Below are 13,563 nucleotides of genomic sequence, written 5' to 3' on the forward strand. Positions count from 1 at the left end.
CGGCTGCAAGACACTGCAAGTGAGTGTCTCTCAGCGCAGGCGACAGCGCGGCACCAGGGCCGCCAGCGCCGCAATCCCGGGTTCGATGCGTTCGGCCTGGATGGATGAAAACCCCAGCCGCAGTCCATTGACCATGCCCGGCTCGGCCAGCCAGAAGGCCTCGCCCGATTCCACCAGGATGCCTTGCTCGAAGGCCGCCTGCCGCAGCAGCCGGGTATCGATCTCCGGCGCAAAGCGACCCCACAAGGCAGAGCCACCATCCGGTGGCGTGAAATCCATCATCGGCAGATGCGTGCGCACGGCGTCGATCAGGAGACCCGCCCGGCGCGCCAGTTCATCGCGCATCAGGTGCAGGAAGCGGTCGTAATGGCCGTGCGAGATGAACAGCGCCGCCGCCAGCTGGTTGTTGGTGGCCGGATGGCGGATCATCAGCCGCCGCAAGGCGCGCAGCCGCACCACCACCTCCGCCGGTGCCACGATATAGCCGATGCGCAGGCCCGGCGAAAGCGTCTTGGACAGGCTGCCGATGTAGATCACCCGGCGCTCATGGTCGATGGCCTTCAGGGCCGGGGAGGGCTTGCCGACGTATTGCATCTCGGCGTCGTAGTCGTCTTCGATGATCACACCATCATGGGTGCGCGCCCATTCCAGCAAGGCCAGCCGCCGCTCGGTGGAGAGCGTGATACCGGTCGGGCACTGGTGGCTGGGTGTGCAATACAGCATGCTGGCCCGGGCCAGCACCGCCGGATCGGGCAGCACGCCGTCGCGGTCCACCTCCAGCCCCACCAGTTGCGCGCCCCGGCGCAGGAAGATGTTGCGGGCATCCATGTAGCCCGGGTCTTCCACCGCCACGGTGGAGCCAGGCGGTGTCAGCAGTTCGCTCACCAGGTACAGGGCCTGTTGCGCCCCCACCGTCAGCAGGACCTCGTCCCGGCGCGCCGCGATGCCGCGCCGGGGCAGCACGCGCTTGATCAACTGGTCCACCAGGGAGGCATTGTCATGGTCGATGGCATCCGGCGCCCAGCCCCGGATGGAGCTCACGTCCAGCGCCTGGCGGCTGCACTCGCGCCAGTCGGCGATGGGGAACAGGCTGGGATCGAACTGGCCGTACAGGAAGGGATAGCGATGGCGCTGCCAGTCTTCCGGCTTGTCCAGCCATTTGATGCCGGCAGGCTCAGCCTGCATGCGCGCCTGCCAGTCCACCCCCTGCGGTGCCTCGCGACGGGGATGGTCGGGCGCAGTCTGCGCCGGCCGGTGGTGGTGCAGGTAACGCTCGCTGACGTAATAGCCGTTGCGCGGACGGTTTTCCAGGTAACCGTCCTCGGCCAGCTTTTCATAGACCAGCACCACGGTATTGCGTGAAATGGCCAGCATGTCGGCCAGCTCGCGGCTGGAGGGCAGGCGCATGCCGGGCGCCAGTCGCCCGTCCAGCACGGCATCGACGAAGCACACCCGCAACTGGCTCTGCAGGGTACTGCCCTGGCGCTCCGGCTCGGGAAAGATCTGTCGCCACATCACCTGATGGGCCTGGTGGTCACGCACGCCTTTGCTCCGCTGTCCCAAAGCCTGCGTTGTCGCAGGAAGCGTGCCAGCAGCAGGCTGTGCGGGTTTCACATCTTGCCCTTCCACGGAATCAGCTTTTCTTCCATCTTGCGCATGAGCAGGTCGATCAGGTAGGCCAGCACGCCGATGACGATGATGCCCATGATCACGATGTCGGTGCGCAGGAAGTTGGAGGCATTGAGCACCATCTGCCCGATGCCGGCGGTGGCCGCCACCATCTCGGCCGCCACCAGGGTGGTCCAGCCGAAGCCCACGGCGATGCGCATGCCGGTCAGGATTTCCGGCAGTGCCGCCGGAAACACCACCATGCGGATCACCTGCCAGTTGCTCGCACCCAGCGAGCGCGCCGCATTGATCTGTTCGATCGCCACCGAGCGCACGCCGGCCTTGGAAGCCATCGCCAGCGGGGCGAAGCAGGCCAGGTAGATCAGCGTGACCTTGGCGCTTTCATCGATACCCAGCCAGATCACGATCAGCGGCAGGTAGGCCAGCGGCGGCAGCGGTCGATAGAACTCGATGATGGGGTCGGCGATGCCGCGCACCAGGCGCGAGGTACCCATGGCCAGCCCCACCGGCACGGCCGTGACCACTGCCAGCAGGAAGGCCGCCATCACCCGGCTCAGGCTGATGAGCACGTGTTGCGCCAGCGGCGTGTCGCCCTGGGTCTGGCCGTGCAGGGCGCCAATCAGCGCATCCAGGGTGGCCTGCGGGGTGGGCAGGAACAGCGGCTTGATCCAGTGCAGGCCGGTGGCGATCCACCACAGCAGCAGCAAGGCCACCAGGGTGATGGTGCTGATCAGCCAGGTGCTGCCCTGGCCCGGGGCGCCATAGTTGCGCGGGCGCCGGCGACGGCGCGGGGCAGTGGCCTGGGCGGATGCGGTGGCCGCAGGGCGGGTAGTGGGGGGCATGGTGGTCTCCTGCGCCGGCTTGGTGACGGCGGTGGCGGTGGTGCTGTTCATCAGTGCATCCCGGTCGACGAGGTTTGGTGGACCAGCGCCAGCACGCGTTCGCGGGCGGCGATGAATTCAGGATCGGCCTTGGTGCCGCGGGCATCGCGGGTGGCCAGGTAGCGGCGGGCGAAGGGCATGCTCAGGTCATGCACCACGCGGCCTGGGCTGGGCGCCATCACGATCAGGCGGGTGGCCAGGAACAGGGCTTCCTCCACATCGTGGGTGATGAAGAAGAACACCCCCTGGGACTCGTTCCAGAGGTCCAGCAGCAGTTCCTGGATGGCTTCGCGGGTGAAGGCGTCGAGCGCGCCCAGCGGCTCGTCCAGCAACATCACCGAGGGCGAGGAGGCGATGGCGCGTGCCACCCCCACGCGCTGCTGCATGCCCCCGGACAGTTCATAGACCTGCTTGTGGGCCGAGGACAGCAGGCCCACCTTGTTGAGACATTCGAGGGCGATGCGGCGCCGCTCGTGCAACGGCATCTTGCGCAGCTTGAGGCCGAATTCGACGTTTTCCACCACATTCATCCAGGGCATCAGCGCGTGCTTCTGGAACACCACGCCGCGATCCGAACCGGGACCGTCCACCGCCTCGCCGGCCAGCCGGATTTCGCCCCGCGTGGGCGGGATGAAACCGGCAATGGTATTGAGCAGGGTGGTCTTGCCGCAGCCGGAGGCCCCCAGCGCCACCACGAACTCGCCAGCCGGGATGGACAGCGAGACCTGGTCCAGCGCCAGGCTGGGCGGCCCCTTGCGGGCCGGGTATTCGATCGAGACCTGGTCGATTTCAAGCATGCTCGCGCTCCAAGGATGAATGGGTGAAAAAGGGAAGGGACGACGACCTTACTTGCCGGCCGCGATGGCCTTGACGTACTGGTCGGTCACGCCCACCGAGTAATCCGGCAGGATGGCCTGCAGGGTCTTCTGTTCCTTCAGGAACTCGGCCGTGGCCTGCAGCGACTTGACGGCACCGGCCTCCTTGCCGCCCGAGAGCCACTTGGTGGAAGCCTGTTCGGCCGGCGTCGGGAACTGGTAGAGCTTCAGTGCTGCCGCCACCTCGCCCGGCTCGCCACCGGAGATGGCTGCCACCGCCTTGCCCTGCGCGGTGTCGCCGGTCCATTGACCCGGGTTGGCGCGATACATGGCGTCATACTTGGCCAGCATGCGGGTGAAGCTGATCATGAACTTCTCATGCTCCTTGGCCCAGTCGCGGTTGACCACGAAGCCGTCGAAGGTGGCGATGCCGGTCTGGGCGGCGATCTTGCCGGAGCTGGTCACCACCGTGCCACTGGCGCTGATCTTGGCCAGCACCGGGTTCCAGACGAAGGCGGCATCGATGTCGCCGCGCTCCCAGGCCGCGGCGATCTCGGGCGGGCGCATGTTGAGCACCTTCACATCGGCCGCCGACAGGCCGGCCTGCTTGATCGCCATGAGCGCATGGAAGTGGCTGGTGGAGACGAAGGGCACGCCCAGGCGCTTGCCCTTGAGCTGCGCCACCGAGCTGATGCCGGACCCGTTGCGGGCCACCATGGCCTCGGCGTCGTTGATGTTGTCCAGGATCCAGAACAGCTGGATCGGCAGGCCCTGCGACAGGCCGGCCGCCACCGGGCTGGAACCGGCTTCACCGATCTGCACGTTGCCCGAGGCCATGGCGCGGATGACGTCGCCGCCACCGCCGAACTTGCGGTAGTTGACCTTGTAGCTGGTTTCCTTGGCGGCCTCGTCAAGCTGCTGGGCGTAGCGCCAGGGGACCATCATGTCCTGGTAGGCGATGGTGACTTCCTTGTCGGCGGCCAGGGCCAGGGCGGCAGGGAACAGGCAGGCTCCGGCCAGCAGGCCGGTCAGCGTACGACGCAGTGCGAATGCTTTCATGAAAAACCCCTCGATATCGTGATGTGGCGATGTGAGCAAGGAACGCGGCCCGGTACTGGCACGCGGTTGCCCGTTTCGGTGTTGGCAACGCATCTACTCTGACGCAGAAACTGCGCCAGCCGATGGAGCCACAGCGGCCTTTCGATTGGACCAGCGCAACCGCGCCTGGTCCGGGTGCGTTATGGCAGTGGCGATCCGGCGCACAGCCGCGCCACCGCCGGCTGCGCGGCTTGGGCGTGGTGCGGCGGGCAGAAAGCGGCACCGCTTTCGCGCCATTTTTGTGCGCCTTGCCCACCTGCGGTGCTGTCGTGGCTGGCTCCATGGAAAGGTCTCGCTGGTCTTATGGTCCAGCCGGTGCCGATGCAATGATTGCGCCATGTCCCGACTTATCCCTTCTTCTTGCCGCGTGTGCCATCCCGAGGTGGCCGCATGAGCGCCTCCCTGTCGCTGGTCGCCGGCCTCATGGCGGTCAGCCTGCTGGCCGGTCTCACCAAGGGCGTGACCGGCTTTGGCGGGGCGCTGGTCATGGCGCCGCTGTTCGGCCTGGCGCTGCCGTCCTCAGAGGCGGCGGCCCTGATCGTGCTGGTCAACTGCGCGGCGTCGCTGCAGGGCTGGCGCGGCTGGGTCCGGCAGGCTCACTGGCCAACGGTGTTGCCACTGGCGGCCATCGCACTGGCCTGCACTGCGGTGGGGGTGCGGCTGATCGCCAGCGGCAGCCTGCCCGACATGCATCGTCTGATCGGCCTGTGCGTGCTGGCGGTGACCGCCCTGCACGTGCTGGGCTGGCGCTGGCGCCATGGGGGCGGCGCCACGCCGACGCTGGCGGCCGGTGCGGTGTCAGGACTGATGACAGCGCTGTGCGGGATCGGCGGGGTGGCGGCGGTGTACTACTTCAATGGCATCCGGCGCGCTGAGGCAGGAGCGATACCGCAAGCGGCCGATCACGGGCAGGCACATGAGCAGGCACATGAGCAGGCCGCACACCTGCGCGCCAACCTGCTGGCTTACTTCATGGTGCTGTTCTTTGGCGCGGCCATGATCCTGGCCTGGGACGGACAGGTGGGTCTGCCGCAACTGGCGCTGACGGCCTGGCTGGTGCCGGCCTTCGCGTCCGGTGTGCTGGTGGGGGAGCGGCTCTATGGCCTGCTGTCACCGTCATGGTTCCAGCGCATCGTGTCGGCGCTGCTGTTCTGTGCGGGGCTGGTGGCGCTGGCGGGATGAGCGGGATGCTGCGCTGATAGCAAGCAGCAGGCAGCAGGCAGCAGGTACAGCAGACGGGCTTGCATCAAATGGCCCGCCTGATGGCACAATCACGGCTTGCCCCTGATGTCGCCCTTTCCTGATCGCGCAGGCCACGTCCCTGCCCAAGAGCCCGCCATGAACCTGACTTCGCTCGCACTCCTTCTCGTCTTCCAGTGCCTGGGAGAAGGCGTCGCCCAGCTGCTGGGCCTGCCTATCCCCGGCCCGGTGATCGGCATGCTGCTGTTGCTGCTGGCCTTCCTGTCATCACCGCGCCTGGCTGAGCTGATGGAGCCCACTTCCTGGGGCATCCTGCAGCACCTGTCATTGCTGTTCGTGCCGGCCGGGGTGGGCGTGATCGCCGCCGCCGGCCAGCTCAAGGCCGACCTGCCGGCCATCGTGGTGGCGCTGGTGGCCAGCACGGTACTGGCCATCGCCGTGGGTGCGCTGGTGACGCAGGCGGCCATGAAGTGGCTTGGCAAGTCCGGTCCGCCTGCCCCGTCAGATCAGCCGACAACGCCCGACGCCGGCCAGGAGTCGCACTGATGCACGGCCTGGCACGTCTGACCGACATCTGGGTCTATCTCGCCGCCTCGCCGCTGCTGGGGCTGACCACCACGCTGGTGGCCTATCTGGTGGCGCTATGGGTGTATCGCCGGCTTGGTTTCAATCCGCTGGCCAATCCGGTGCTGATCGCCATCGCTATCGTGGTGAGCATCCTGACCGTGACCGGCACCCCCTACAAGACCTACTTCGAAGGCGCGCAGTTCGTGCACTTCATGCTCGGCCCGGCCACGGTGGCGCTGGCCATGCCGCTGTACAAGCAATGGAACAAGCTGCGTCACGCCGCCGTGCCGCTGCTGCTGGGCCTGGCGGCGGGGTCCATCACGGCGGTGGTGTCGGCGGTGGGCATTGCCTATGCCATGGGCGCTTCGCCGCAGATCATGGCATCGTTGGCGCCCAAGTCAGCCACCACGCCGATAGCCATGGCGATTTCGGAACGCTTCGGCGGCCTGCCTTCGCTGACCGCCGTGCTGGTGATCTGCACCGGCATCCTGGGGGCGGTGCTGGCGCGCTATGTGCTGAACTTCCTGCGCATCGACAGCCATCCGGTACGCGGCTTCGCGCTGGGCGTGGCCTCGCACGGCATCGGTACGGCGCGGGCGCTGCAGGTGAGCGCCGAGATGGGCGCTTTCGCTGGCCTGGGCATGGGGCTCAATGGAGTCTTCACGGCGATCGTGGTGCCGCTGGCGATGCCGGTGTTCCTGCGCTGGATCGGCGCCTGAGGCCGGCGCCGATTGCCTTGCCGGCTTATTTTGCCGGCTTACCTGGCCGGCTTGGGGCACCAGGGCGGTACCTTGAACTGTTCCACCAGAAAGTCGCGCATGCGCTGGACCTTGGGTGGCAGGTGGGTGCGGGTCGGGTAGAGCGTATGCACCACCAGTTGCTCACCGGTGCTCCAGCCCTCGAACAGTTCCACCAGTTGCCCCGAGGCGATGGCGGCATTGACGATGAAGTCCGGCTGGATCGCGATGCCCTGGCCGGCGATGGCCATCTCGCGGCAGGTCACGCCATTGTTGACATAGACGGTGGAACGCACGCGCACATGGCAGGTGTCGCCATGCACATGCTTGAAGCTCCATTCGTCGCCATTGGCGCGGTAGCTGTAGGAAATGAAGGGGTATTCACGCAGCTCGGCCGGCGTCTCCGGCGTGCCGTGGCGGCGCAGGAATTCCGGCGAGGCGCAGGCAATCATGCGCACCGGCGCCAGTGGGCGCGCCACCATGCGGCTGTCACCCAGGGTGCTGATGCGGATGACCATGTCGAAACCTTCTTCGATCAGGTCGATGGTGCGGTCCGAGAGGGTGATGTTGAGCGTGATCAGCGGATTGTCTTCGGCGAATCGGCCCCATAGCGGCGCCAGCTGCTCCACTCCGAAATCCTGGGGCGCGCCGATGCGCAAGCGGCCGCAGGCCTGGTCGGAATTGAGCCCGACCTCGCTTTCCACGTCCTGTATCGATTCCAGCAATTCCTTGCAGCGGGCGAAATAGACGCGCCCTTCATCGGTCAGCGACAGCCGCCGCGTGGTGCGGTGGAGCAGGCGGATGCCCAGGAACTGCTCCAGCTCCGACACCTGGCGCGAGACGGCCGGCTTGGAGAGGCCGGTGACATCCACCGCGCTGACGAAGCTGCCGCTCTCGACCACGGCGACGAAGGTTTCCATGGCTTGCAACTTGTCCAAGCTGTCTCCGATCTGCAAGAAAAATACCGTCCAGCGTGCCACAGGCGCGCGGGCATGAACATGCTACGTTTGGATAATGGTCAGCATGGCCCCAACCATGCTCGGCACCTGGCGCTGGCGCGCTAGCGCACCCCGGCCGCCCAGCCCACCACCTCGGCCGCCAGCCGCTCGCTGGCCGCGCCGAAGGCGGTGACCACTTCCGGCACCTTGCTGCCGGCCACCGGCTGCACCACGGCAAAGCGGCGCGCCGCCAGTTGCTGGCGGGTGGTGGTATCGACCAGGCGGGCGTCATAGACGATCACCACCTGCGGTACACCGTTGCGATATTCGGTCTGGAAGGCGCCCAGCACGCCATTGAGCTCGACCTCGGCCGCGATATTGGCATTGTCGCCGGACAATTGCGGGAAGCGGCCATCGGCCTGGAAGGCATCCAGCAGGCGGTCACGCAGCAGTTGCGGTGCCGGATCGCTCCAGCGTACGCCGGCATAGGACTTGATCATGTCACCCTCGGGCAGCACCAGGATGCGTTCGCTGTCGACGCTGCGATTGGCGCTGGGCGTGACGATGCGCAGCGCCCGGTAGGGGCTGGCGCTGTTGCCTGTGCTGGCAGGCGTAGCCAAGGTCGGGGCCGGCAGGCGGTACACCGCCAGCGGGTCGGCCTTGGGCAGGATGGAGCAGGCCGTCAATGCCAGGCTGCCGGCCACGAGGGCGGTGCGCAGGAGCAGGGTCTTCATGGTTGGAATTCCTGGAGATTGTCTTGGCCCAGCAGATAGGCGCCGGGATTGATTTCCAGCTTGCGGCTGATGGCCCGGACCGAGGCCAGTGTGCCGCGCAGTTCGGTGATGGCCGGGCCGATCTCGGCCACGCCCTGGGCGCCGTTGTTCAGCGCCGCCTGGTTCTGCTGGATCAGGGTTTCGATCTGCCGGCTGCTGGCGGCCAGCGAACTCATGGCCTTCTGCAGGTTGCCCATGGCGTCGTTACCCCGGGTGGACAGCAACTGGTTGGCCGACCGCATGGCGATATTGGCCTGGCGCGCCGCCTCGGCCAGGTCCTGCATGGCCCGGCCGACGTTGCCGCGCTGCGCGGCCAGGCTGCCGGTCAGCTGTTCCAGGTGGGCCAGGGTCTGGTTCAGGCGCTGTGCATTTTCCGGGGCCAGGAACTGCTTGGCATTGATCAGCACTTCATTGACGTTGGAGAGCAGGTCTTCGCCGTTGGCCAGCAGCGAGGTCAGCGGCGAAGGGGAGGCGATGATGACCGGATCGTTGCCGTCCCTGGACTCCAGGCGCGGGCTTTGCGGCGAGCCGTTGGTCAACTGGATCAGGGCGGTGCCGGTGATGCCGGCCAGGGCCAGCTTGGCGCCGGTGTCTTCCTTGATCGGTGCCTTGCCCGTCACGCGGATGCGCGCGCGCACCTTGCGCGGATCGGCCGGGTCCAGGCTCAGGCCGACCACGTCGCCCACCTTGATGCCGCTGTACTGCACCGGGCTGCCCCGGGACAGACCGCTGACGGCTTCGTTGAAGATCACCGTGTAGTAATCCACGTCGCGGTCCTGGCCGACCTTGGTCAGCCACAGGCAGAACAGCAGCGCCGCCAGCGCGACCAGGATGGTGAAGAGTCCGATGAGGACGTGATGTGCGCGGGTTTCCATCAGGCGGGTCCTTGCTGGGTTGCGGTGGCGGCCGATCGCAGCGCAGCCACACTGGCGGCCCGTCCACGCGGGCCCTGGAAATATTGGCGTATCCACGGATCGTCGAAGGCTGCCACCGCTTCGATGCGGTCGGCCACCAGTACCCGTCGTGCCGACAGCACGGCCACCCGGTCGCAGATGGCATAGAGGGTGTCGAGATCGTGGGTGACCAGGAATACGGTCAGCCCGAGGGCGTCGCGCAGGGTCAGGATCAGGCGGTCGAAGGCGGCGGCGCTGATCGGGTCCAGGCCGGCGGTGGGTTCGTCCAGGAACAGGATGTCCGGGTCCAGCGCCAGGGCCCGCGCCAGCGCGGCGCGCTTGATCATGCCGCCCGAGAGCTCGGCCGGGAACTTGTCGCCGGCGGCAATGGGCAGGCCGGCCAGGGCCAGCTTCATGGCCGAGACGCCCCGCGCCTGGTCGGCATCGAGGCCACCGTATTCGGTCAGGGGCAGGGCGATGTTTTCCAGCACCGTCAGCGAGGAGAACAGCGCACCCTGCTGGAACAGCACGCCAAAGCGGCGCTCGTAGCGCGAGCGCGCCTGGGTGGAGAGCGCCGACAGGTCCTGTCCGAACACCTTCACCTGCCCGGCGGCCGGACGTTGCAGGCCGACGATGCTGCGCAGGAGCACCGACTTGCCGGTGCCCGAGCCGCCCACCACGCCGAGGATTTCGCCGCGCCGCACCTGCAGGTCCAGCTGCTCGTGTACCACCTGGGTACCGAACTGGTTGCGCAGGCCGCGCACGTCGATGATGTTTTCCGTGCCGGTGTGAGCGGGGTCGTGGGGTGCGTTCACCATCCCATCTCCATGAAGAACAGGGCCGCCAGCGCATCCAGCAGGATCACCACGAAGATCGACTGCACCACGCTGGAGGTGGTGTGCTGCCCCACCGACTGCGCACTGCCGCTGACCTTGAAACCTTCATTGCAGCCGATGATGGCGATGACGAAGGCAAACAGCGGCGCCTTGACCATGCCCAGCACGAAATGACGGATTCCCACGTCCTGCTGCAGCAAGGACAGGAACATGGTGGGGCTGATGTCCAGCGACAGGGCGCACACCATGGCGCCACCGAGCAGGCCCGACATCATGGCAATGAAGGTCAGAATGGGCAGGGACACCAGCAGCGCGAGGATGCGCGGCAGCACCAGCAGGTTGACCGGGTCCATCCCGAGGGCGCGGATGGCGTCGATTTCCTCGTTGGCCTTCATGGAACCGATCTGCGCGGTAAAGGAGCTGGCGGTGCGCCCGGCCATCAGGATGGCCGTCAACAGCACCGCGAATTCGCGCAGGAAGGAAAACGCCACCAGGTCCACCGTATAGATGCTGGCGCCGAAATCAGCCAGCACCGTGGCGCCCAGGAAGGCCACCACCGCGCCCACCATGAAGGTCAGCAGCGAAACGATGGGCACCGCATCCAGCCCGGTCTGTTCGACCTGTGCCACCACGGCGGTGAAGCGCCAGCGCGAAGGGCGCCAGAAGGACGCCACCAGCGTCTGCAGGCACAGCCCGGAAAAGCCCAGCAGGCCGCGCGCGCAAGCACGCAGGCTGAGGGTGGCGATGCCGGCACGCTCCAGTACATCGGTGATCCAGGCCTGGGGTGGCGGCGCCGGCTTGGGAATGGCGATCGCCTTGGCGTCGGCCACGGCGGCCAGCAGGCCACGCCAGGCCGGCGCCAGGTCGCTGTCGTCACCGGTCTGGCGCAGTGCCGCCGGCACGCCCAGCAGATCCACCAGCATCTTGGCGCCCACGGTATCGAAGGCGGTCAGTGCCGAAAACGTCAGCACCAGATCGTCCCCCATGGCCGGCCGCTCCTGCGCGATCCGGCGCGACAGCGCGGGATAGTTGTGCAGTGTCCAGTCGCCCTCCACATGCAGCACGGGCGGGCTGGTCGGTTCCAGGCGGAAGGTGGCAGCGGTATTCAAGTCGGACGCGGGTGGGTGTATGGATGGGGATGCGGCAGTTTACCTACATTTAGCGCGTGCGTGCCAAATCGCTCATGGCACGGCGCCAAGTATTGCATGAGCCCGGTGCTTTGCGCCAGCGTACCGGCAGGACTATCCCAAGAGGTAATTGTCCCGTGCCGGTGGCGCTTCTACCATGCGCACTTCCTGTCAGGGCGATGCAATGCGCGCCTGTCCATCCATGGAAAGCGTCACGGTCATCCTGACGTTTTCTGCACCATGCGGCCTGTGCCGCCTTCTCCTCATGAAAAAACTCGTCCTTACTTTCACCGCCTGCGCCCTGGCCCAGACCAGTCTGGCAGCCCACGCAGAAGCCTCCAGCGTCACCGTCTATGGTGTCATCGACATGAGCATGGTCTATATCAGCAAGGTCGGCCCGGGCAACAACAGCCGCGTCAGTCTCGATTCGGGTGATGCCATGGCCTCGCGCATCGGTTTTCGCGGCAAGGAAGACCTGGGCGGCGGCCTGTCGGCCATCTTCCAGCTGGAAACCGGCTTCAGCGCCGACGACGGCGCCATGGCCACGCCCGGCAGCCTGTTCGACCGCAAGTCGGTGGTCGGCCTCGCCGGTCGCTACGGCACCCTGACCGTGGGTCGCCAGACCGACTACCTGGAAGAGATCGGCCAGCAATACAGCTCCTTCCAGATCTTTGGCGGGGGCGGCGTGCGGGCCGGCCACTTCAACAGCCTCGACCGCCTGACCGGCGCCCGTACCAACAATTCAGTGCGCTTCGACAGTGCCGAGTTCGGTGGCTTCAGCGGCAGCCTCTTCTATGGCTTTGGTGAAGTCGCCGGCAAGACCTCGGCCGGGCAGGCCTTCGGGGTCGGCGCCAACTACCGCAACGGCAATGCCGGCATCGGCGCGGCCTATTACCAGAGCCGCCTGGCGGCCGACGCCATACCGGCCAGTGCCGGTGATACCGATCTCAAGACCTTCACCCTGGGCGCCAGCTACCAGGCCGGCCCGGCCAAGCTGTTCGCGGCCTGGTCACAGGTGCGTCGCCCGACCCAGCAGGCCCTGGGCAGTACCGGCCTGGTGGCCATCACCAGCGCCACCCGTGCCAATGTATTCGACGTCGGCGTGAACTATGCGCTCAACGCCAAGCTGCACCTGCTGGCCAGCGTCATCCACGACCGCGCCGACCTGGCACGTGCGGGGGCTGGTGCCACCCGTGGGCACACCACCCAGCTCAACCTGGGCGTGGATTACTTCCTCTCCAAGCGCACCGATGTGTACGCGATGGCCAGCCGCCAGTCAGCCAGCGACGTGATCAACCCCGGCGTGATCAGCGCCGCCTATTCCTCGGCTCCGTCCGACGACAGCAGCCAGAACGTGCTCCGTATCGGACTGCGGCACAAGTTCTGAGCCATCGAAACCAACGGATGGCAGCCATCAGCGCTGTCACCGCCCCCCTCACCTGAGCACTTCGCTCAAGACGGCCCTTGTGAATCCGGGGCCGTTTCTCATTTCTCCGCCAGATCTCTGCCTGATTTCCGCATCGTCTTCGCCTGACGACGCTCGGGCTGTCCTTCGCGCCGCCAACAATGGCGTCAGAAGTGACAAGAAATTCACCTTGCCCATCGCGCCGTTTCTGCGCAAACCGTCTTTTCAATTGCTGAAGATGTGAAGTTGTTTGCTGGTTCCGATGGTGCGCAAACATTCACTTGTAAAGCCATGAAGAGATGGCGAAGTTGTCCGTGCTCCAGGTCGGTCAAGGTGCCAAAAAACCACGGTGTGAATGATTCTTCATTTAGTCGACAAGTCGTCCTTCATAAACAAATTCTCCTGAATGAACAAGCTTCACCATGGTGCGATTGTCGCCGTTAGCAAGCTTCGATTGAATGGGCACGGGACGAAATATGAAGAATTTTGAAACCAGAAAATTCGGGATGAGCGCGATCGACATGAGCAGGCAATGAACAGATCTGCAAGATCAACGCATGAAACGTGAAGATAAAGGACAGGCTGCCGCCGGTTCCGGTCGTCTTTGCGGGTCATGGGGGTCCCACGCGAAAGGGCCGCGAGAAATGCTCGTCCGTGTCATTTC

At 66.1% G+C, this 13,563-nt stretch carries 13 protein-coding genes; 4 read left to right on the plus strand and 9 right to left on the minus strand.

Annotation, left to right across the window (positions count from 1 at the left end):
* Positions 1 to 30: 30 nt before the first annotated feature.
* The 4 genes from BTM36_RS03270 to tauA all read right to left on the minus strand — a co-directional run bounded on the left by BTM36_RS03270 (position 31) and on the right by tauA (position 4,384).
* Positions 31 to 1,542, minus strand: coding sequence for a PLP-dependent aminotransferase family protein (locus tag BTM36_RS03270; RefSeq protein WP_077235207.1), 1,512 nt, complete (start codon positions 1,540 to 1,542; stop codon positions 31 to 33).
* A 68-nt stretch (positions 1,543 to 1,610) separates the two neighbouring features.
* Positions 1,611 to 2,522, minus strand: coding sequence for an ABC transporter permease subunit (locus BTM36_RS03275; protein ID WP_006462985.1), 912 nt, complete (start codon positions 2,520 to 2,522; stop codon positions 1,611 to 1,613).
* A complete protein-coding gene (locus tag BTM36_RS03280; RefSeq protein WP_006462986.1) occupies positions 2,522 to 3,307 on the minus strand; it encodes a taurine ABC transporter ATP-binding protein in 786 nt (261 codons plus the stop codon). Before BTM36_RS03280 ends, BTM36_RS03275 begins: the two co-directional genes overlap by 1 nt.
* Positions 3,308 to 3,355: 48 nt before the next feature.
* The gene (gene tauA, locus BTM36_RS03285) at positions 3,356 to 4,384 is read right to left on the minus strand and encodes a taurine ABC transporter substrate-binding protein (RefSeq protein ID WP_077235208.1); all 1,029 of its coding nucleotides are present in this window, start codon (positions 4,382 to 4,384) and stop codon (positions 3,356 to 3,358) included.
* A 429-nt stretch (positions 4,385 to 4,813) separates the two neighbouring features.
* Between tauA and BTM36_RS03290 the strand changes: the two genes are divergently transcribed.
* From BTM36_RS03290 to BTM36_RS03300, 3 genes are all read left to right on the plus strand, one after another.
* Entirely contained in the window at positions 4,814 to 5,605 is a 792-nt protein-coding gene (locus BTM36_RS03290) for a sulfite exporter TauE/SafE family protein (protein ID WP_077235209.1), read from the plus strand.
* Positions 5,606 to 5,761: 156 nt separating this feature from the next.
* Positions 5,762 to 6,169 (plus strand): CidA/LrgA family protein, encoded by a 408-nt coding sequence (locus BTM36_RS03295; protein ID WP_006462989.1) that lies wholly within the window; start codon positions 5,762 to 5,764, stop codon positions 6,167 to 6,169.
* A complete protein-coding gene (locus BTM36_RS03300; protein WP_006462990.1) occupies positions 6,169 to 6,909 on the plus strand; it encodes an LrgB family protein in 741 nt (246 codons plus the stop codon). The genes BTM36_RS03295 and BTM36_RS03300 overlap by 1 nt, the downstream gene beginning before the upstream one ends.
* Before the next feature lie 38 nt (positions 6,910 to 6,947).
* Here BTM36_RS03300 and BTM36_RS03305 read toward each other — a convergent pair whose 3' ends face one another.
* From BTM36_RS03305 to BTM36_RS03325, 5 genes are all read right to left on the minus strand, one after another.
* The gene (locus BTM36_RS03305; protein WP_077235210.1) at positions 6,948 to 7,865 is read right to left on the minus strand and encodes a LysR family transcriptional regulator; all 918 of its coding nucleotides are present in this window, start codon (positions 7,863 to 7,865) and stop codon (positions 6,948 to 6,950) included.
* Between the two features lie 122 nt (positions 7,866 to 7,987).
* Positions 7,988 to 8,599 (minus strand): ABC-type transport auxiliary lipoprotein family protein, encoded by a 612-nt coding sequence (locus tag BTM36_RS03310; protein WP_077235211.1) that lies wholly within the window; start codon positions 8,597 to 8,599, stop codon positions 7,988 to 7,990.
* Complete coding sequence (locus BTM36_RS03315) at positions 8,596 to 9,513, minus strand: MlaD family protein (protein WP_077235212.1); 918 nt, start codon at positions 9,511 to 9,513, stop codon at positions 8,596 to 8,598. The genes BTM36_RS03310 and BTM36_RS03315 overlap by 4 nt, the downstream gene beginning before the upstream one ends.
* Complete coding sequence (locus tag BTM36_RS03320) at positions 9,513 to 10,349, minus strand: ABC transporter ATP-binding protein (RefSeq protein WP_077235213.1); 837 nt, start codon at positions 10,347 to 10,349, stop codon at positions 9,513 to 9,515. The genes BTM36_RS03315 and BTM36_RS03320 overlap by 1 nt, the downstream gene beginning before the upstream one ends.
* Positions 10,343 to 11,476: an ABC transporter permease gene (locus tag BTM36_RS03325; protein WP_077235214.1), complete on the minus strand. Its 1,134-nt coding sequence runs from the start codon at positions 11,474 to 11,476 to the stop codon at positions 10,343 to 10,345. The genes BTM36_RS03320 and BTM36_RS03325 overlap by 7 nt, the downstream gene beginning before the upstream one ends.
* Before the next feature lie 283 nt (positions 11,477 to 11,759).
* Between BTM36_RS03325 and BTM36_RS03330 the strand changes: the two genes are divergently transcribed.
* Positions 11,760 to 12,881, plus strand: coding sequence for a porin (locus tag BTM36_RS03330; RefSeq protein ID WP_077235215.1), 1,122 nt, complete (start codon positions 11,760 to 11,762; stop codon positions 12,879 to 12,881).
* The last annotated feature ends 682 nt before the right edge of the window (positions 12,882 to 13,563 follow it).

The sequence above is a fragment of the Herbaspirillum sp. VT-16-41 genome (genome assembly GCF_001994935.1).
GTDB classification, from domain to species: Bacteria; Pseudomonadota; Gammaproteobacteria; order Burkholderiales; family Burkholderiaceae_D; genus Herbaspirillum; species Herbaspirillum frisingense.